This window comes from Gilliamella sp. wkB195 (assembly GCF_001690445.1).
Classification (GTDB): Bacteria; Pseudomonadota; Gammaproteobacteria; order Enterobacterales; family Orbaceae; genus Gilliamella; species Gilliamella apicola_E.
The window spans coordinates 11639-32136 of sequence record NZ_LZGP01000022.1; the positions used below are offsets into that span (position 1 = coordinate 11639).

The 20498-nt window shown below is 37.0% G+C and carries 13 protein-coding genes and 1 pseudogene; 5 read left to right on the forward strand and 9 right to left on the reverse strand.

The genetic code is table 11. The features are described 5' to 3' along the window. Positions 1-25 precede the first annotated feature (25 nt). From xylE to parE, 7 genes are all read right to left on the reverse strand, one after another. Positions 26-1468: a D-xylose transporter XylE gene (xylE, locus tag A9G08_RS05850; protein ID WP_065562797.1), complete on the reverse strand. Its 1443-nt coding sequence runs from the start codon at positions 1466-1468 to the stop codon at positions 26-28. Positions 1469-1911: 443 nt separating this feature from the next. Then, positions 1912-3222, reverse strand: coding sequence for an NCS2 family permease (locus tag A9G08_RS05855; RefSeq protein WP_065562798.1), 1311 nt, complete (start codon positions 3220-3222; stop codon positions 1912-1914). A 275-nt stretch (positions 3223-3497) separates the two neighbouring features. Beyond that, complete coding sequence (locus A9G08_RS05860) at positions 3498-5072, reverse strand: TerC family protein (RefSeq protein WP_065562799.1); 1575 nt, start codon at positions 5070-5072, stop codon at positions 3498-3500. Positions 5073-5215: 143 nt separating this feature from the next. Continuing rightward, positions 5216-6661, reverse strand: a complete 1446-nt coding sequence (locus tag A9G08_RS05865) for a TrkH family potassium uptake protein (protein WP_065562820.1) — start codon at positions 6659-6661, stop codon at positions 5216-5218. Positions 6662-6675: 14 nt separating this feature from the next. Further along, positions 6676-7515 (reverse strand): co-chaperone DjlA, encoded by an 840-nt coding sequence (gene djlA / locus A9G08_RS05870; RefSeq protein WP_065562800.1) that lies wholly within the window; start codon positions 7513-7515, stop codon positions 6676-6678. 1 nt (position 7516) lies between these two features. After that, positions 7517-9745, reverse strand: a complete 2229-nt coding sequence (parC, locus tag A9G08_RS05875; RefSeq protein WP_065562801.1) for a DNA topoisomerase IV subunit A — start codon at positions 9743-9745, stop codon at positions 7517-7519. A 27-nt stretch (positions 9746-9772) separates the two neighbouring features. Next, positions 9773-11662, reverse strand: a complete 1890-nt coding sequence (gene parE, locus A9G08_RS05880) for a DNA topoisomerase IV subunit B (protein ID WP_065562802.1) — start codon at positions 11660-11662, stop codon at positions 9773-9775. A 223-nt stretch (positions 11663-11885) separates the two neighbouring features. Between parE and A9G08_RS05885 the strand changes: the two genes are divergently transcribed. The 5 genes from A9G08_RS05885 (at position 11886) to ubiA (ending at position 17435) form a co-directional block, all read left to right on the forward strand. Then, positions 11886-14336, forward strand: coding sequence for a DMSO/selenate family reductase complex A subunit (locus A9G08_RS05885; protein ID WP_065562803.1), 2451 nt, complete (start codon positions 11886-11888; stop codon positions 14334-14336). A 21-nt stretch (positions 14337-14357) separates the two neighbouring features. Then, positions 14358-14972, forward strand: coding sequence for a DMSO/selenate family reductase complex B subunit (locus A9G08_RS05890; RefSeq protein WP_065562804.1), 615 nt, complete (start codon positions 14358-14360; stop codon positions 14970-14972). A gap of 1 nt (position 14973) precedes the next feature. Next, complete coding sequence (locus A9G08_RS05895) at positions 14974-15813, forward strand: dimethyl sulfoxide reductase anchor subunit family protein (protein ID WP_065562805.1); 840 nt, start codon at positions 14974-14976, stop codon at positions 15811-15813. Between the two features lie 35 nt (positions 15814-15848). Next, positions 15849-16424, forward strand: coding sequence for a TorD/DmsD family molecular chaperone (locus tag A9G08_RS05900; protein ID WP_065562821.1), 576 nt, complete (start codon positions 15849-15851; stop codon positions 16422-16424). 180 nt (positions 16425-16604) lie between these two features. After that, positions 16605-17435, forward strand: coding sequence for a 4-hydroxybenzoate octaprenyltransferase (gene ubiA / locus A9G08_RS05905; RefSeq protein ID WP_065562806.1), 831 nt, complete (start codon positions 16605-16607; stop codon positions 17433-17435). A 132-nt stretch (positions 17436-17567) separates the two neighbouring features. On the opposite strand, the gene folP is transcribed toward ubiA, so the two are convergent. Together folP and ftsH are read right to left on the reverse strand one after the other, a co-directional pair. Next, positions 17568-18404, reverse strand: a complete 837-nt coding sequence (gene folP, locus A9G08_RS05910; protein WP_065562807.1) for a dihydropteroate synthase — start codon at positions 18402-18404, stop codon at positions 17568-17570. Positions 18405-18596: 192 nt separating this feature from the next. Continuing rightward, positions 18597-20450 (reverse strand): annotated as a pseudogene (gene ftsH / locus A9G08_RS05915) (ATP-dependent zinc metalloprotease FtsH); the annotation flags it as partial. Positions 20451-20498: the final 48 nt, after the last annotated feature.

The following is a 20498-nucleotide window of genomic DNA, read 5'->3' on the forward strand; positions in this document are numbered from 1 at the left end:
TTTGGTTATGAAATTAATGTTGTAATTATTTGTTCCAGAACTGTTCAAGTTCTTCTAAAGATTTTCCTTTCGTTTCAGGTAACCATTTCCATATGAAAATTGCAGCCACTACACTGATAACTCCATATAACCAATAGGCAAATCCATTGTTAAAATGTGAGACAAGGTAGGTGTTTTTATCCATAATAGGAAAGGTCCAGGATACCAAGTAATTTGTAATCCATTGTGCTGCAACAGCGATAGAAAGTGCTTTACTTCGAATGGAGTTAGGGAATATTTCAGATAGTAATACCCAACATACAGGCCCCCATGAGATAGCAAAAGAAGCGATGTAAAACAGCATAGAAGTAAGCGCAATAATTGCTGGTAATTGTAGAAAGAAAGTTGTTCCTAATGTGATCATGCCAATCGCCATGCCTATAGCACCGATGATCTGTAATGGTTTTCGCCCTAATTTATCAACAGTGAATATTGCAATAGTGGTAAACGAAAGGTTAATAACACCAACAATAATAGTTTGTAATAATGCTGAATCGGTGCTTGCTCCTAAGTTTTTAAATACTTCTGGTGCATAGTAAAGTACAACATTAATGCCCATTAATTGTTGGAATGCTGATAATAAAATTCCGATAACAATAACACCAATTCCATATTTTAAAAGTGGACTACTCTTTTTAGTCGAATTAGAAGATAATGAACTAATTATGCTATTAAGAGCTTCTTCAGTTCTTTGACTTCCCAATATACGGGATAGTATATTTTGAGCTTTACTTATTTTATTTTGTGCTGTTAACCAGCGAGGGCTTTCCGGGACGGTAAATAATAAGCCAAAGAAAAGTAAGGCTGGAATAGCTAGTGATAAGAACATATATCGCCAACCGACAATATTTAACCAATCTTGATCACCTGAACTTGCTATAGCATAATTGACACAATAGACTAGAAGCTGTCCAAAAATAATAGCAAATTGGTTAAAGGAGACGAGTTTACCTCTAATTTCAGCTGGGGCGACTTCGGCAATGTACATCGGAGATAACATAGAAGCTAAACCAACGCCGATACCACCAACGATGCGATAAAAAACAAATTCAGGAACATATCCTGCTAAATAGTAAGGAATTTCTTGAGATTCTACTGAACGAAATCCTAATTCAGGCCAAGCAGATCCAATTGCTGCGATAAAAAATAAAAATGCGGCAATTAATAATGAATTGCGACGACCAAAACGGTTACTTAAATATCCTCCCATTAAACCGCCGATGATACAACCAATTAAAGCACTTGCCACACAAAAGCCTAGTAAAGAGTTGGCTGCAGTTTCACTTAGATGTTGAGGTTCAACAAAGACTTTTGAAATAGATCCGACTGTTCCTGAAATAACTGCTGTATCATAACCAAATAATAAACCACCTAAAGTTGCAACTAGAGTGATTCTGAAAACGTATAATGAATTGTAATGCGTACTCATATTTCATTCCTGCTTATCAAGTTAGGTTTAGATAAAAATAATCTAAACTTCTCATTCAATATGCATGAATTATTTAGCTAACAACAATTATTAAATTTCGTAAGCATTTTATGTTTTTTTATTTTTGTGAAGTAGATCAAACTCCATTTAATAAACTACTTGTATAAATTTTATTATTTAAAATATTTTTTTAATCAATTGATTTTTAATGAAAATAATCTTTTGGCCTTATCACTGAAAGTGAATTCTCAGGTGATCGATTTTATTGCTGATAGTTATTATAAGATAAGCAGTAAGGCTTATTTTACTTTATTAGATGATGGCAATTGAGAGATGATCAACAAAATTAGAAAGTTATTTGTTGCTTGATTAGTGGTGAATTTTAACTCAATTTCTTGGATTATTTCTATCGCTTTTCAGCGATAGAAATTTGATGATTAAAATTAATGATGATCGATAAAGATAAATTTTAATGCAAATAGAAGGGCAAAAATAATGACGCAAAGATTTAATTCTTTAAATTTACCAGTTAATGTTTTTAACACAACGTAAGAGATAAAACCAAGTGCTACACCTTCGGTAATAGCAAAAGCGAAAGGCATCATTAATGCGGTAATAAATGCTGGTGTTGCATCAGTTAAATCAGACCAATTAACTTTCATTAAACTTGAAACCATTAAGATTCCAACAAATATTAAAGCACCAGATGTCGCATAAGGTGGAACTAAATGGGCTAAAGGCGATAAAAAGGTCATTAATAAAAATAATAATCCAACTACAACTGCAGTTAAACCTGTACGCCCACCAACTGAAATACCGGCAGAACTTTCAATATAAGTTAGTACTGATGAAGTTCCAAATAAACCACCAAGTGAAGAACTAAAACTATCGATTAATAAAGCTTGACGCATTTTAGGGAAACGCCCTTTTTCGTCAGAAATTCCTGCTTTGTCGGTTAAAGCTAAAATTGTACCGGAAGAATCAAATAGGCTTACAATCATAACTGAAAAAATAACACCCATAATACCCACATTAAGTGAACCAGCTAGATCGACATGACCAACAACACTGCTAACACTTGGTGGAACTGATGCAATTCCTTGATAACTAATATTAGGATCAAGCCAAAGTGCAAGTAAGGTAACAACAAGAATTGAAACTAGTACAGCCGCATGGAAATTACGAGTTGCTAGAATTATTATAATAAAAAATCCTAGTGAACCTAATAATACTTTAAGTGATAAGATATTGCCTAAGGTTAGTAATGTTTCTGGTGATGCGACCACAATTCCCATATTTTGAAATCCCATAAAAGCAATAAATAGTCCAATACCAGCACTTATACCTGCTCGCAAACATTGCGGAATATGTTCAATTAACCAATGGCGAACTTTAAATAATGATAATGCAAAAAAGATTAATGAGCCCCAAAATATTGCCCCCATACCCACTTGCCAAGAATAGCCCATAGCACCGCATATTCCATAGGCAAAGAAAACATTGAGTCCCATAGCTGGAGCTAAAGCAATCGGTAGATTGGCAAACAGCCCCATTAAAATAGTAGCAAAAGCTGTTACGACGCACGTTAGAACAAAAACTGCTGATTTGTCCATGCCAGTTACAGATAAGATAGAAGGGTTAACAAAGATAATATAAACCATGGTTAGAAAAGTTGTACAGCCTGCTATAACCTCTGTACTAATAGTGGTTTTCTTCTCTTTCAGTTGAAAAATTTTTTCGAATAGTGAATTCATAAGTTAAAGCCCAATTTAGTTTGATAGTAATCGATATAACCTTTATTTTTACCTAAGTCGCTTTGCAGTAAAAATAAAAAAGATACAAAGTTATCACTTCATATCTCAAAAACGAAAAAACACAGCGCTATTATTGCCTGTAATTTATTTTGGTCAAGCGTTATTCATATTAAGAATATCGTTTAGTAATTGATAGATAATTTTTATAACTTACCTCTAAAATAGTTGTTTAGCTCATCTGAGATGAGTTAAACAATGGGTAGAATATCACTAACCTAGTTCTTTAATATATCTAATTTATTCTTAGTGATTTTCACTTTTAAAATACGGTGACTTTCAATTTCGGCAACTTCAAATAAATAATCGCCAATTTGTATTGTTTCACCGACATTAAGTAAATGTTGGGCTTTTTCCATCAACAATCCAGCAAGAGTATGGTATTCTCGCTTATCATCTATTGGTATAGGAACATACCTTACTAATTCTTCTACAGGGATGTAACCATTAGCAATCCAACTGTTATCATCAATACATTGAATATCGTGTTTGGCATCAATTTCCTCTTCTTCAGTTGGGAAATCACCAGCAATGGTTTCAATAATGTCTGTAACAGACACAACTCCTTGCATTGAACCAAATTCATCAACCACAAACGCAAAATGGGTTTTCGCTTTTTTGAATTGTTCCAGTGCGACAAGTAAAGATACCGTTTCAGGGAAAATTAATGGCTGCTTTATTAAAGAGTTAATATCAATATGCTGTTTATCTTGTAAAACATCTTTCAATAGATCATTAACTTGAATAATGCCTAATGGTTCATCAATTGAAGCATTATCCGTTACGACTAAACGTGAATGAGGATTATCAAATATCTCTTTTAGTATCACCTCACGATCATCATTTATATTGACCATATCAACATTTAATCGTGAGGTCATGATGCTACTAACTGAACGTTGAGCCAATCCTAACACTCGCTCGACCATGTTTAATTCTTGATGATTAAATACTGATGTTTTCTTATTATTATCAGAAACAACATCAATATTGTGAGTTTCGGGATCTTCTTCTGCATCGCCTTTGAGTAAATGTAAAATCGCTTCAGCGGTGCGTTCACGTAATGGTTTTTTGTTTAATGCTTTTCGGCGATTGAATATAGCTAATTGATTAAAAAACTCAATCATAATTGAGAAACCAATAGCTGCATATAGGTAGCCTTTTGGAATAATAAACCCAAAACCTTCGGCAACCAAACTAAAACCAATCATAAGTAAAAAACTTAAACATAAAATAACAATCGTTGGATGGGAGTTAACAAAATAGGCCAATGGTTTACTTGCTACCATCATGATACAAATAGCAATACAAACAGCAATAATCATTACTGGAATATGTTCAACCATACCCACTGCAGTAATTACTGAGTCAAGTGAAAATACGGCATCAAGTACAACGATTTGAGCGACAACAGTCCAAAAATGTGAAGTCTTTTTGGGTTTACCATCTTCATGTGAAGCGCCTTCTAAGCGTTCATTGAGTTCCATTGTGGCTTTGAAAAGCAAAAATATACCACCAAGCAACATTATCAATTGCCTAGCATTGAAACTGATTCCGGATATAGAAAATAGAGGGGTAGTGAGTGTAACTAACCAACCAGTAAACATTAATAACAATATTCGTGTAATTAATGCAAAAGCAAGGCCAGTAATGCGTGCTTTATCTCGTTCTTGTGGCGGAAGTTTCTCGGCAAGAATGGCAATAAAAACAATGTTATCAATGCCAAGGACGATTTCAAGTACAACTAGAGTGGATAAACCAATCCAAATTGTAGGATCCATGATCCATTCCATATGTCAGGTGATTACCTCTAATGAACACAGCACATGCTGCTTAGTAATTCTGTCTGCAATTGACTAAATAATCAATAAAATATTTATATTTTTAGCCATTTTTCTAAAAAATCCAGGTTTAATACTAAATTGTTAAGTGAAAATTAGCTTCGCCAGAAGGTTGGTGTAAATAAAACCAATAAGGTAAATATTTCAAGTCGTCCAAATAACATGTCCACAACCATTACCCATTTAACCATATCACTTACATGCGCAAAATTATCACTCACACTACCAAGACCAACCCCCAAATTGTTCAATGATGAGGCAACAATATAAAATGAGTCAGTTGCATCAATTCCAGACGCCATAATGATAAATAGACTAATTAAAAAAACTAATGCATAGGCAGAAAAGAATCCCCATACTGCCTCAATAATTCGTTCCGGTACAACTCGATTATTCAATTTTAAGGTATATATTGCGTTCGGGTGTATAAGACGTTTTAATTCACGTGAACCTTGCATAAATAATAGTAGAACCCGAACAACTTTTAACCCTCCTCCAGTAGAACCAGCACAGCCCCCAATAAATGAAGCACATAATAAAAAGATTGGTAATGAGGATGGCCAAGTATTAATATCATCGACGGTAAAACCGACAGTTGCAGAAACCGACACGACTTGTAACACGATTTTATCAATACCAAGATTTCGTTGTGGTTGATAAAAATAGATAACAAAGGCACAAATAACAATTAAAATAAGAAGGATAAAGACAAACGTTCTGAACTCTTGATCGCGCCAATAAACTTTAAGTGAAATACCATTTAATGCGGCAAAATGGAGTGCAAAATTACAACCAGATAAAATTAGGAAAATAGTAACAATATAGTTAATTGCTGGACTATTAAAATAAGCTAAATTGCTGTCATGAGTTGAGAATCCTCCCATCGATATCGTCGAAAAACTATGCGAAATAGCATCGAAGATATTCATTCCAGCAAACCACAAACTTATTGCGCATAACGTGGTAAGTAAAATATAAATAGACCACAATGTTTTTGCCGTTTCAGCAATGCGGGGACGCATTTTACTATCTTTTTGAGGACCTGGGATTTCAGCTCGATAGAGCTGCATTCCACCAACACCTAATAATGGTAAAATAGCAACTGCAAGTACGATAATTCCCATTCCCCCAAGCCATTGTAGCAATTGACGATAAAATAAAAGGGCCTTAGGTAAATGATCTAAATTAACAATAGTTGTAGCGCCTGTTGTTGTTAACCCAGAAAAAGATTCAAAAAAAGCAGTGGTTAAATTAAGATTGATATGATTATCAAAAAGAAATGGAAATGCACCAATAGTACCTAAAACTACCCAGAATAATACAACAATGAAAAAACCTTCCCGAGTACTCAACTCATGACGCTGATTTCGATTAGGGAACCACAACAATACTCCTAAAATTAATGCAGCGAAGAAAGAACGGACAAAAATTGCGCCAGCACCATCACGGTATATTAATGCGATTAGTGCCGGTATTAACATAAATATCGACAATAATGATATTAATAAACCGATAATTCTTATAATTGAGCGCCAATGCATCATAGTAATAATCTCTATTTGAATCCACGAGATGCTTTTATAAGATCGTAAGCAGCTTGAATTTCTTGTGCTCGCTTTTTGGTTGCCTCTAACATCTCTTTTGGTAAGCCTTTTGATGCTAATTTATCTGGATGATGTTCATTCATTAACCTGCGATAAGCTTTTTTGATTTCAGGAATATCAGCAGATGAATCTATCCCTAAAATTCTATAAGCATTTTGCAAATCTGATTGGTGAGAACTGTTTTGATAATTGCCATAATTATTGCTTTGTTGATATTGACTATTTTGTTGATTATTATAATATTCTTGACGGAAATGAAAGCTTCCCATCATCATCTGAATATATATAACCATTTGTTGGCGAGGAATATGGAATTCTTCAGCAACAATAAACAAAATTTGTGACTCTTTTTCATCTAAATTACCATCAACTAAAGCCGCTTGAATTAATTGTTCACAAAATATATTTAAAACATTTCTTCTAAAACGATATTGAAAGTAGAGTTCTCGTAAACGCGATCGAAGTGGGTAATCACTTGCTTTACCACGATTAAATGACTCTTGAGCTAATTGGCGACCGGCTGCATCAAGTTGTAGCCGATCCATAAATTGCCGAGCAAGATTAATATCATCTTGGGTAACAACACCTTTAGCTTTACTCAGATGCCCCAATACTTCAAAAGCAACAATTAAGTACAAAGTTGGGTTTGATTGTGTCCTTTTTTCATTTAATCTATTGCCAAATGCTTGATACAACATTGGACCTATTAATAGACCAAGTATAAATCCCCATCCGGATTTGAAAACTGAGCTCAGTATTAACCCGAAAATAATGGACCAGATAAAAGACATATTATTCGTTTACCTCAATTCGATCGATTTTTTGTAATCCACGCGGTAGTGATGTTCCTTTACGAGCACGCTCTGCTCTAAATTTGTGTAAATCAGTAGAAGAAAGCGTAAGTTTGCGTTTACCAACATACAACGTCAGTGAGGTTTTAGGCGTTATCAGCATCATATAAGCTAGGCTATCATCGCTGGCAGATAATGAGATAATTTTATTTCCTTTACCTTTAGATAACTCTGGTAAATCTTTCACCGGGAAGATAAGCATTCTACCCGCTTGACTAATTGATAAAAGTAAGCTTTCCTCTGATACTATCTCAATCGGTGCAAGTACATTTGAATTATTAGATAAATTAATTACTGCTTTACCGTTACGATTACGCGCAATTAAATCGCTAAATTGACAAATAAAACCGTATCCGGCACTAGAAGCAAGTAAGAATTTTTGTTCTTCATCGTTTGACATTAAAACATGTTCAATAGTTGCACCTGCTGGTAATGCTAATTTACCGGTAATTGGCTCGCCTTGTCCTCGAGCTGATGGTAAAGTATTTGGCTCAATAGCATAACTTCGCCCAGTTGAATCGATAAAGACAACTGGCTGGTTACTTTTACCTTTTGCAGCAGCTTTAAAGCTATCGCCTGCTTTATAACTTAATCCGACGGGGTCAATGTCATGACCTTTAGCCGCTCTTACCCATCCCATTTCAGATAATACAATTGTGACGGGTTCAGAAGGTGTTAATTCTTGTTCAGTGATCGCTTTAGCTTCACTTCGCTCAACGATTGGCGAACGGCGTTCATCGCCATACTTTTCAGCGTCTTCTTGCAATTCTTTTTTGATTAAATTACTGAGTTTTCTTGGTGAAGCAAGTAGAGCTTGTAGTTGATCCCGTTCTTTAGCAAGATCAGCTTGTTCGCCTTTAATACGCATCTCTTCCAATTTAGCTAAATGACGAAGTTTTAACTCTAAAATAGCTTCTGCTTGTATTTCACTTAAGGCAAATCGCTTAATTAATTCTTCTTTTGGTTCATCTTCATGACGAATTATTTCAATAACTTCATCAATATTTAGAAACGCAATTAATAAGCCATCTAAAATATGTAATCTTTTTAGTATTTTATCTAAACGATAATTTAATCGGCGTGTTACCGTCAAACGTCGATATTCTAACCATTCAGTTAATATTTCAACTAATCCTTTAACTGATGGACGATTATCAAGTCCAATCATATTCATATTGACGCGATAGCTTTTTTCAAGATCCGTGGTAGCAAATAGATGATTCATAACTTGCTCTAAATCAACTCTATTAGATCTTGGGACAATCACTAAACGGGTTGGATTTTCATGGTCTGACTCATCGCGTAAATCTTCAATTAATGGCAATTTTTTCGCCCGCATTTGCGAAGCAATTTGCTCTAAGATTTTAGCACCTGAAACTTGATGAGGAAGATCTGTAATAACAATATCACCCTCTTCTTTTTTCCAAACTGCACGCATGCGGATTGATCCTCGCCCAGTTTGATAAATTTTAGCAATATCTTCTGGTGCAGTAATAATCTCGGCTTCAGTTGGAAAGTCAGGGCCTTGTATGTGAGCCATCACTTCACTAAGTGTTGCTTTTGGGTTATCTGCTAACATAATAGCAGCATTTGCTACTTCACGAATATTATGTGGTGGAATATCAGTTGCCATACCAACAGCAATGCCGGTTGTACCATTCAATAAAATATTGGGTAATCTAGCTGGCAACATTTTAGGTTCTTGTAAGGTGCCATCGAAGTTTGGCGTATAGTCAACAGTGCCTTGCCCTAATTCGCCTAATAATAATTCAGCATATTTTGATAGACGAGATTCGGTATAACGCATAGCCGCAAATGATTTAGGATCATCTGGAGCTCCCCAGTTTCCTTGACCATCTACTAATGGGTAACGATAAGAGAATGGTTGTGCCATTAACACCATTGCTTCATAACAGGCACTATCGCCATGAGGATGGTATTTACCTAACACGTCACCTACAGTACGAGCTGATTTTTTAAATTTAGCCTGAGCATTAAGCCCTAATTCTGACATGGCATAAACAATACGGCGTTGCACAGGTTTTAAACCGTCACCAATAAACGGCAGTGCACGATCCATAATGACATACATTGAGTAGTTTAAATATGCGCTCTCTGTAAAAGTACGTAGCGACTGAACTTCTACTCCGTCATGAGTTATCTCACTCATTATTGTTCCTCTAAATTATTCTGTATATTAGACATCAAGTTCAACTTGGTCACCTTTTTCTTGTAACCATTCTCGGCGATCTTCTGCTCGTTTCTTAGCCAGCAGCATATCCATTAATGCCATGGTTTCCTCTGCATTATCTAGTGATAACTGAACTAATCTACGAGTATTAGGATCCATCGTTGTTTCACGGAGTTGTAATGGATTCATTTCGCCTAAACCTTTAAAACGTTGTACATTCGGTTTACCCTTTTTACGTTTAAGCTGATCTAAAATCCCTTCTTTTTCTTCTTCATCAAGGGCATAATGCACTTCTTTACCTAAATCAATACGATAAAGCGGAGGCATAGCAACAAAGATATGCCCATGTTCAACCATCGCCCGAAAATGACGAACAAATAACGCACAAAGCAAAGTGGCAATATGTAATCCATCTGAGTCTGCATCAGCTAAAATACAGATTTTACCGTAGCGCAATTGACTTAAATCATCACTATCAGGGTCAATACCTATGGCAACCGAGATATCGTGGATTTCTTGTGAGCCTAATACCTCGTCTGATGATACTTCCCAAGTATTTAAAATTTTACCTTTTAATGGCATTATGGCTTGATATTCTCTATCTCGTGCCTGTTTGGCTGAACCACCTGCAGAATCACCTTCTACCAAAAATAGTTCAGTACGACTTAAATCCTGTGAAGAACAATCGGCCAATTTACCAGGTAAAGCAGGACCACTTGTGAGCTTTTTACGAATAACTTTTTTAGATGCTCGTAGGCGTTTTTGCGCACTTGCAATGACCATTTCAGCCAATAATTCTGCAATTTGCACATTTTGATTTAACCAAAGACTGAATGCATCTTTAACAATTGCCGAAACAAATGCAGCGCTTTGTCTTGATGAAAGGCGTTCTTTGGTTTGACCAGCAAATTGAGGTTCCTGCATTTTTACGGATAACACATATGCGCAGCGTTCCCAAATATCATCGGCGGTCAGCTTTAGGCCTCGAGGAAGTAAATTACGGAACTCGCAAAATTCGCGCATAGCATCAAGTAAACCTTGACGTAAACCATTAACATGAGTACCACCTTGTACAGTTGGAATCAAGTTAACGTAACTTTCAGTTAAAAGTTCCCCACCTTCTGGTAACCAGAGTAAAGCCCATTCGACTGCTTCTGTTTCGCCGGTATGACTACCAGTAAATGGCTCTTCAGGTAATAGTGTGTAACCACTAACAGATTCCATTAAATAATCTTTTAGACCGTCCTGATAACACCAGCGTTGTTCAGTATTGTTAATTTTATCTTTGAAAATGATTTCTAACCCTGGGCAGAGTACCGCTTTTGCTTTAAGTAAATGAGTTAAGCGGGGTACAGAAAATCGTGGTGAATCAAAATACTTTTCATCAGGCCAAAAACGTACTTTTGTACCGGTATTTCGACGACCACATGTACCTATTACATGTAAATCCTCAACTTTATCACCATTTTCAAAAGCGATTTGATAAACTTGCCCATCACGATTTACAGTAACTTCTACACGCTTTGATAATGCATTAACAACGGAGATACCAACACCATGCAAACCGCCTGAAAATTGATAATTTTTGTTGGAAAACTTACCTCCAGCATGTAAACGGCAAAGTAAAAGTTCAATAGCTGGTACACCTTCATCAGGATGAATATCAACCGGCATACCTCGCCCGTCATCAATAACCTCAAGTGAATTATCTTCATAGAGTGTAACTTTAACTTGGCGGGCATGTCCTGCAATAGCTTCATCTACACTATTATCAATAACCTCTTGTCCCAAATGATTTGGGCGAGCAGTATCAGTATACATGCCTGGTCGATGGCGGACAGGATCGAGTCCTTTTAGGACTTCAATATCAACAGCATTATAAGTGGATTGTGACATAAGTTTTCTATTTATTCGAATAAATGGGCATATTATACCAATCTTTCTTTAAGATGCATGAAATTAAATTGATAATAAAAATCAAATTAAATTTTTAATTGATAATAATTCTTATTTTATTAATTTATTTTAAGTTAATTTCGATTTTAGCCTTTTTTCTGTTTTATAATCCTATCTATAGTATTATGATAAATACATCCCAAATAAAAAATAAGGGAATAGGATGAGCAAGTCAGAAAACAAAATAACTCGGCGTGATTTTTTGCAAAAATCACTAGCAATTGGTGGTGTGGCAGCAGTAGCAAATAATTTGCAATTACCTTTTGCTTATGCAACACCTGAAACAAATCACGATAAAGCATTGATACCTAATCCCACTAATGATGAAAAGATTTTCTACAGCGCCTGTTTAGTGAATTGCGGTAGTCGCTGCCCACTAAAAGTCCATGTTAAAAACGATATTATTACTAAAATCTCATCCGAAGACGGTATTAATGATCCTATCTTCGGTCAACATCAAATTCGCCCATGTTTGCGGGGGCGAGCAGTACGCTGGCGAACTTACGATCCGGAGCGTTTAAAATACCCTATGGTGCGAATAGGTAAGCGTGGTGAAGGTAAATTTAAACGTATTAGCTGGGATGAAGCAATAGCTTTATTGGCAGATAAACTTAAATACACCATTAATCGTTATGGCAATGAAGCTATTTATTGTCAATATGGAACAGGTACCACCGGCGCAAATATCGCCGGACGCAGTGCTTGTAGACGGTTTTTAAGTACTATCGGTGGTTATCTAAATTATCATGGCGATTACTCAAGTGGACAGATAACTGCTATTAAGCCTTATATTTATGGCAATGCTAAAGAGTCGCTCATTGATCAAATTAAACATTCAGATTTGGTTGTTATGTTTGGACATAATGTTGCTGAAACGCGAATGTCAGGCGGTGGGCAAGTAACGGAACTGTTTCATGCTTTAGCGCAAAGTAAAGCCAGAGTGATTATTATCGATCCTAGGCGTAGCGAAAGTGTGGTTGGCTATAATGCCGAGTGGATCCCGATTATTCCCGGTACCGATGCGGCGTTAGTTGCTGCAATTGGCTATGCTTTACTGGAAGAAGATAAAATTGATGAGGCAATGCTTAATCAATATTGTGTGGGTTGGAATGCTGACTCATTGCCGGATAGCGCACCCCCTTTTAGTGATTATAAATCTTATATTTTAGGTTTAGGTGATGATAGAACACCGAAAACGCCGGAGTGGGCAGCAAAAAAAACCGGTATCCCCGCTAAACAAATTCGTAAACTTGCCTTGGATATTGTTAACTCTAAAGCAGCATGGATTTCGCAAGGCTGGGGAGCACAACGTTGGCAAAATGGTGAGCATACTACAAGAGCAATTATGATATTGCCTATTATCACTGGTCAATTTGGTAAACCGGGCACCAATATTGGTACTTGGGGCGGAAGCGTGACTTATCCGGTTCCGGGTCTGAATTTATTAAATCCGATTAAAACCAGTATTCCATTTTTTTTATGGACTAAAGCAATCGAATCACCGCAAAGCATGACCGCAAAGAATGCTTATATACTTGGTAAAGATAAATTGGATGTCGGTATCAAGTTTATCTGGAGTTACGCCAGTAATGTAATTGGTAATCAGCATGCCGATCTCAATCGAACGCACCAAATTTTACAAGATGAATCTAAATGCGAATTTATCTTAGTGTGGGATACTCACATGACCGCATCAGCACGGTATGCCGATCTGTTATTACCGGATGTGTCATCTGTGGAAAGTAACGATTTAATTAATAATTCTTATGCATCCGGTGCTTACCATTATGTTATTCGTATGCAACGGGCTATTAAGCCACTTTGGGAAAATCGATCGTCTTATGATGTGTTAACTGAGTTATCAGAAAAAATGGGCGTTAAAGATAAATTTACTGAAGGGCGAACGCAAGATGAGTGGATAGCGTATAGCTATGAAAGAATGCGCAAGCAGAATCCTGATTTACCGCCTTTTGCTGACACTGACGGTAAGGGTATTGTCGATCGTAAGTTAGCGGATAGCGATGCGCAAATTGCCTTAAAAGCATTCCGGGATGATCCGATTAATCAGCCATTAAATACCCCGTCTGGCAAAATTGAAATTTATTCAGAAGCGCTGGCAAAAATAGCGAGTGAATGGGAGATTGAGCCGGACGATAAACTCTACCCAATTCCTGCTTATTTGCCTGCTATTGAAGGGAGTGAGGATCAACAAAAACGCAATAAATATCCGCTGCAAATGATTGGATTTCATATTAAAGGGCATTGTCACTCCTCTTATAGTAATCTTCCCCAACTACGAGAAGCTGTAGCCAGTAGCGTTTGGATTAACCCGATTGATGCTGAGCAAAGACAAATTAAGCATGGGCAATTAGTTGAAGTATTTAACGATCGTGGTCGGCTTTATATTCCGGCTAAAGTCACGCCTCGTATATTACCGGGCGTGATCGCTATACCTCAAGGGCTATGGGCAAAAACTAATGCTGCTGGCGTGGATATTGGTGGTTGTATTAATCGTTTAACCTCATTGCGCCCGTCAGTGTTAGCGAAGTCAAATTCGCAGCATACTAATTTGGTTGAAATCAAACCATTATCAACTATGCCAGCGGCATCATAATTAAAAAGGGAGATGATTAAAATGCAATATGGATTCTTTATTGATTCTTCCAAATGTACCGGGTGTAAAACCTGTCAATTGAGCTGTAAAGACGAAAAAGATAATGCGCTGGGCGTGCATTTTCGCCGAGTTTATGAGTATGGTGGTGGATCGTGGCAACAAGTGGACGGGATTTGGCAAAATGATACTTTTACTTATTATTTGTCAATCTCATGTAATCATTGTGAGCAACCAACTTGCGTGCAAGGTTGTCCAACTGGTGCGATGCATAAACGCCAACAAGACGGCTTAGTGGTTGTCAATCAAGATGTGTGTATTGGTTGCCGCTATTGTGAAATGCGCTGTCCATATGGTGCGCCACAGTTTAATCAACAAAAGCGGGTTATGTCAAAATGCGATGGTTGTTATGAGCGTGTAGCCGAAGGCTTAAAGCCTGTGTGCGTCGAATCTTGTCCACAACGTGCTTTAGATTTTGACGAGATAGGGAAATTACGTGAGCGTCATGGTGATGAACGTAATATTGCCCCTTTGCCTAATGTAGAGTTGACTAAACCGAATATTGTTATCAAACCACATGCTTTGGCTAGAAGCTCAGGCGATATACAAGGAAAAGTGCTCAATCCGGAGGAGGTATAATATGCATGAATTACCATTGGTTTTTTTTACGGTATTTGGGCAATTATCTGCCGGAATGGTGCTGTTAAGCAGCTTATCTTGCTTAATGAATTGTTCACAAGCCAATCCCATTATTCGTCAAAAAATTAATCTGTTAGCGCTGGTTTTTATGGCTGTTGGTATGCTGCTTGCCTCATTCCATTTAGGGCATCCTTTGCGGGCGTTAAATGTGATCTATGGGATCGGACGTTCGCCGATGAGTAATGAGATTTTCACTTTTGGTGTGGTATTTGGCGTTACATTCGCCTCAGTATTAATCCACTACTTTTCTCTCAATCCGGATAGCCAAAAACTGAAATTGATTAAACCGCTTTGTTTAAAGATTAATCGCCTTCCCTATATCAACCTACTAATAGCCATCATCTTAATCCTACTGAGCTTAGTTTTTGTATGGACGATTGTTTTAACTTACATGCTACCAACAGTGAAAACATGGGATACCAACTATACCGCAATTCAAATGTATACAGCGATGCTGGCGTTGGGTGGAATTGCTAGCGCAATGCTTGGGTTATATCGTTTAGGCAACGCAGCTTTTCTCATTGGTAGTGTATTGATTATATTATTAAAAATTCCCTATTATAATTTAATGACGACCATAAGCCCGGAGCTGGCTTGTGCGCAAGCAAGTTGGATGATTGCCGAGTGCATTTTAATCATGGTGGCACTACTATTGGTTGCTTTTAATATTTACCGTTCCAAACATAATGCAATAATTTGTCTTACTGCTTTTACTTGTGTGTTTATTGCTGAAGTTTGTGGCCGTATTGCCTTTTATAATTTATGGATGATACCGCTATAATTAACAATATAACTGATCGACAACAAGTAACGTCAATGAATAAAGAGAAAAGATTCGATAATCTCACTTGTGCGACCCTAGCAAAAGTACTGGGTGCTTTTTTCTATTATCCACCTAATAGCCAAACCGTTGAGCCGCTGCTTGAGGCTCTATTGCATATTGACCAACTGGCGGATTGGCAAAATCCAGAGCTCATTAGCCAGCAATGCCAGATATTGGCAACGCAAATCAGCCATGTCGATCTGGATTATCAATTCTCGTTATTGTTTGAAGGGCAAGGCAAAATGCCGGCCCCGCCTTGGGGATCAGTCTATTTGGATCAAGAAAAACTATTAATGGGGGAATCGCAAGAGCGCTATCGTCAATTTTTACAGCAGCATGGTTTAACGCTTAATACAGGTATGAATGAGCCGGAAGATCAGTTTGGTTTAATGTTAATGGCTTATGCGATATTGCTGGAAAAACAAAAAACGCAAGCGGCGAATCAACTGATTGATGAACACTTAATGACTTGGTCATCAGCTTATCTAGATCAATTAAAACATAATCAAGTTAGCCAATTTTATCGGGCGTTAGCCGTGATGGCAGAGCAGTATTTACTTTTGTTGTAACGCTTTATTACCACAATTAATCACTTTAGTTAGATTAACCGTTTTGGATATGACACGATATTAGGTAAATTGACTTGATTGATTACACATGTAGCAGCACCAAATAAAAACGGTATTTATCCGCATTGCAGCTTTAACAAGATCAGGTATAATCCGCCCATTATAATTGAGGATAGATATATGTTAGCTTATATAAAACTGATGCGGTTAGATAAACCAATCGGCATTTTACTGCTACTTTGGCCGACTTTGTCAGCAATATGGCTTGCTGATCCTTATCCAACTGAAAAGCTAGTTTTGATATTTACGCTAGGTGTCATTGTTATGCGATCCGCCGGTTGTGTTGTGAATGATTATGCTGATCGCCATTTTGATGCGCATGTAGAGCGAACTCAAAGTCGTCCGTTAGTGCAGGGTGAATTAACAGCAAATAATGCTAAATGGACATTATTGATATTATTATTAATGGCCGCTTGTCTATTATTATTTTTAAACGCTTTGTCGTGGTTGATTGCTGGCTTTGCATTGTTAACTGCGATGATTTATCCGTTTATGAAACGTTATACTTATTTTCCACAAATAGTGTTGGGAATTGCATTTAGTTGGAGCATTCCAATGGTCTATGCGGCCACACTTGAACAGTTTCCGTTAACCTGTTGGCTATTGTGTTTGGCAAATATTTGTTGGACAGTTGCTTATGATACCGAATATGCCATGGTTGATCGAAATGATGATATCAAAATTGGCATTAAATCGACGGCTGTTTTGTTTGGTTACTATGATAAATTGTGGATAGGCATTCTACAGATAATAACATTGATTTGCTTGATAATTATTGGTCTCAATAATCATTTATCTTTTATTTATTATTGTGGATTATTGGTTGTGTCGTTACTGTTTATTTATCAACAATGGTTAATCAATGATCGTGATAGAACTCGATGCTTTAAAGCTTTTCAAAATAATAATTATGTTGGTTTTATGATGTTTCTAAGTATTTTTATTGTTTAAAAATTATTTGAAACAGTGATGCCAAAAATTGAAAATTCTCAAGCATAAAACAAAAAGGGATTTTTATAGTATTTGTCTAAAAATTCCCTTTTTAATAAAATAATGGCTTATTTTGTTAAAGTTAAACCCCGTTTATTCCTGTTCAGCTAAAGTGGCTTGCACAATTCGCAGTGCATCAAAGGTTTCTTTTACGTCATGAACTCGAATAATCTGCGCACCTTTCATGGCTGCAATTACTGCACAAGAAACGCTACCTAACATACGTTCTTTAGGCGAAACATTTAATACTTGTCCAATCATGGATTTGCGAGACATGCCAACTAATAGCGGTAAATGAAAGTGATGAAATTTTTCAAGTGTTGCTAGTAATCGATAATTGTGTGCCAATGTTTTACCAAACCCAAAACCCGGATCAAGAATAATTTTTTCTCGTTCAATTCCTGCGTTTATGCAACGATTGATATGATGAGCAAAAAATTGATCAACTTCTTGATAGATGTCTTGTTGATAATGCGGAGCATTTTGCATAGTTTGGGGATCGCCTTGCATATGCATAATGCAAACCGGTAATCCTGTTTGAGCTGCGGCTTCGACTGCTCCAGATTCTGTTAATGCTCGGATATCATTAATTAAATGTGCTCCTGCTTTTGCTGATTCAGTCATAACTTGAGGCTTAGAGGTATCAACCGAAATCCAAACATCAAAATAGCGAGCCACTTTTTCAACTAAAGGCACAACTCTATCTAATTCTTCTTCAACTGAGACGAAGGCTGCACCAGGACGAGTTGATTCGCCCCCTATATCAATAAATGTTGCGCCTGCTTGTATCATATTATCAACTCGACGCATGGCATCATCAAGATTGTTATAATTACCGCCATCAGAAAAAGAATCTGGCGTCATGTTTACGATACCCATTACCTGTGGAAAAGAGAGATCCATAATTTGATTGTTGAAACGAATTTCCATGATTATGCCTTATTTGAGTCATCTGCTTTTTGTTATCGCTAAGCTTTGTTATAAGCTAAACGATAGCAAAATCATTCAAGTTTATTACCTGTTTTGAAAATCACTTTTATTTTAGATTTATTTAAATTATCCGATAAAAAACGCGCCGTAGCGCGTTATAAAAATTAAAACAGATTAATCATCAGATTCAGGTGGTGTACCTTCATTCGGAACTTCTTGAGCTGCTATTTCATCACTGGCTGTCCAGCCTTCTGGTGGTGTGACTGGCTGGCGATTCATCAGTTCATCAATCTGTTGTTTATCAATTGTTTCATATTTCAGTAAAGCATCTTTCATTGCATGAAGAATATCAATATTTTCAGTTAGTGTTGTTTTAGCTCGTTGATAGTTTCGTTGAAGGATTGCATCAACTTCTTCATCAATAATTTTTGCTGTACCATCAGATATTTTTTTCATGATTCCATAAGAAGATTCTTCATATTCAAATAATGCAGGTGGTAAACGATCTGAGAAACCCCACTGTGTAACCATTGCTCTGGCTATGTTAGAAGCGTATCGTATATCACTAGATGCACCTGAGGTAATTTTATCTTCACCATAAATTAGGCCTTCGGCAATTCTTCCCGCATAAGCTGTAGATATTTTAGACTCTAACTGAGTACGACTTTGACTAATTTGATCGCCTTCTGGTAAGAAGAAGGCTACACCTAATGCCCCTCCTCGAGGAATAATAGTTACTTTATGAAGCGGATCATGATCTGGCATTAAATAACCTACGATTGCATGTCCCGCTTCATGATAAGCCGTATTGGTTAATTGCTCTTTTGTCATGGATAACGAACGACGTTGAGTACCCATATCGATTTTATCTTTGGCTTCTTCAAACTCATCCATCGTGACTAAACGTTTATTACGACGCGCGGCAAATAGCGCAGCTTCGTTAACTAAATTAGCTAATTGAGCACCGGAATAATTTGGTGTTCCGCGAGCTAATACTGCTAGATTAACATCAGAACCTAAAGGTACTTTACGTACATGTACTGCCAGAATTTGTTCACGGCTTTTTAAGTCAGGTAAATCAATTTGAACTTGACGGTCAAAACGACCCGGACGAAGTAATGCAGGATCGAGAATGTCCGCACGGTTTGTTGCTGCAATAATGATAATACCACTGTTAGCTTCAAAGCCATCCATTTCAACTAACATTTGGTTTAGAGTTTGTTCGCGTTCATCATGTCCGCCCATTGAGCCGGCACCACGTTTTCGACCAACAGCATCAATTTCATCAATAAAGATAATACATGGTGAATGTTTACGGGCTTGTTCAAAGAGGTCACGTACACGTGATGCGCCAACGCCGACAAACATTTCAACAAAATCTGAACCTGAAATACTAAAGAAAGGCACGTTTGCTTCACCCGCAATGGCTCTAGCTAATAATGTTTTACCCGTACCCGGAGGTCCTACCATTAAAATCCCCTTAGGAATACGACCGCCTAATTTTTGGTATTTGCCAGGATCACGTAAAAAATCGACGACTTCTGTTACTTCTTGTTTAGCTTCTTCACTGCCTGCTACATCTGTAAATTTAGTCTTAACTTGGTCAGGCGTTAACATTTTGGCTTTACTTTTGCCTACCGACATTGGGCCACCTTTACCCCCGCCTTGCATTTGGCGCATAACAAAGAACCAAAAACCAAGTAATAAGATAATTGGAAACCAAGAAATCAAGATACTAACTAATAAGCTTGGTTTTTCATCTGGACTGCCGTAAACAGCAATATCATTAAGCACCAAGTTATCGACTAGTTTTTCATCAAGGTAAGGGATATAAGTAACATAATTACTACTACTTTTAGTTGTAGCAACAATTTCGCGACCATTAATATGTACTTCTTTGAGTTTGCCGCTCGTTACATCCGAATTAAATTTGGTATAATCGACTTGAGGACCGCTATTGGATAACGCGCTGAATTGGTTGAATACAGCAAACAATACTACCGCGATAACGCCCCAGATCAGTAAATTCTTTACCATGTCGTTCAAAAGAAAAACCTCTCATAAAATTAACAGTTACGACTAAAATTAACCAAG

Bases quoted from the DNA above. Each gene is read 5' to 3' on its own strand.
- xylE (WP_065562797.1), bottom strand. From the start codon at position 1,468: ATGAGTACGCATTACAATTCATTATACGTTTTCAGAATCACTCTAGTT.
- A9G08_RS05855 (WP_065562798.1), bottom strand. From the start codon at position 3,222: ATGAATTCACTATTCGAAAAAATTTTTCAACTGAAAGAGAAGAAAACC.
- A9G08_RS05860 (WP_065562799.1), bottom strand. From the start codon at position 5,072: ATGGAATGGATCATGGATCCTACAATTTGGATTGGTTTATCCACTCTA.
- A9G08_RS05865 (WP_065562820.1), bottom strand. From the start codon at position 6,661: ATGCATTGGCGCTCAATTATAAGAATTATCGGTTTATTAATATCATTA.
- djlA (WP_065562800.1), bottom strand. From the start codon at position 7,515: ATGTCTTTTATCTGGTCCATTATTTTCGGGTTAATACTGAGCTCAGTT.
- parC (WP_065562801.1), bottom strand. From the start codon at position 9,745: ATGAGTGAGATAACTCATGACGGAGTAGAAGTTCAGTCGCTACGTACT.
- parE (WP_065562802.1), bottom strand. From the start codon at position 11,662: ATGTCACAATCCACTTATAATGCTGTTGATATTGAAGTCCTAAAAGGA.
- A9G08_RS05885 (WP_065562803.1), top strand. From the start codon at position 11,886: ATGAGCAAGTCAGAAAACAAAATAACTCGGCGTGATTTTTTGCAAAAA.
- A9G08_RS05890 (WP_065562804.1), top strand. From the start codon at position 14,358: ATGCAATATGGATTCTTTATTGATTCTTCCAAATGTACCGGGTGTAAA.
- A9G08_RS05895 (WP_065562805.1), top strand. From the start codon at position 14,974: ATGCATGAATTACCATTGGTTTTTTTTACGGTATTTGGGCAATTATCT.
- A9G08_RS05900 (WP_065562821.1), top strand. From the start codon at position 15,849: ATGAATAAAGAGAAAAGATTCGATAATCTCACTTGTGCGACCCTAGCA.
- ubiA (WP_065562806.1), top strand. From the start codon at position 16,605: ATGTTAGCTTATATAAAACTGATGCGGTTAGATAAACCAATCGGCATT.
- folP (WP_065562807.1), bottom strand. From the start codon at position 18,404: ATGGAAATTCGTTTCAACAATCAAATTATGGATCTCTCTTTTCCACAG.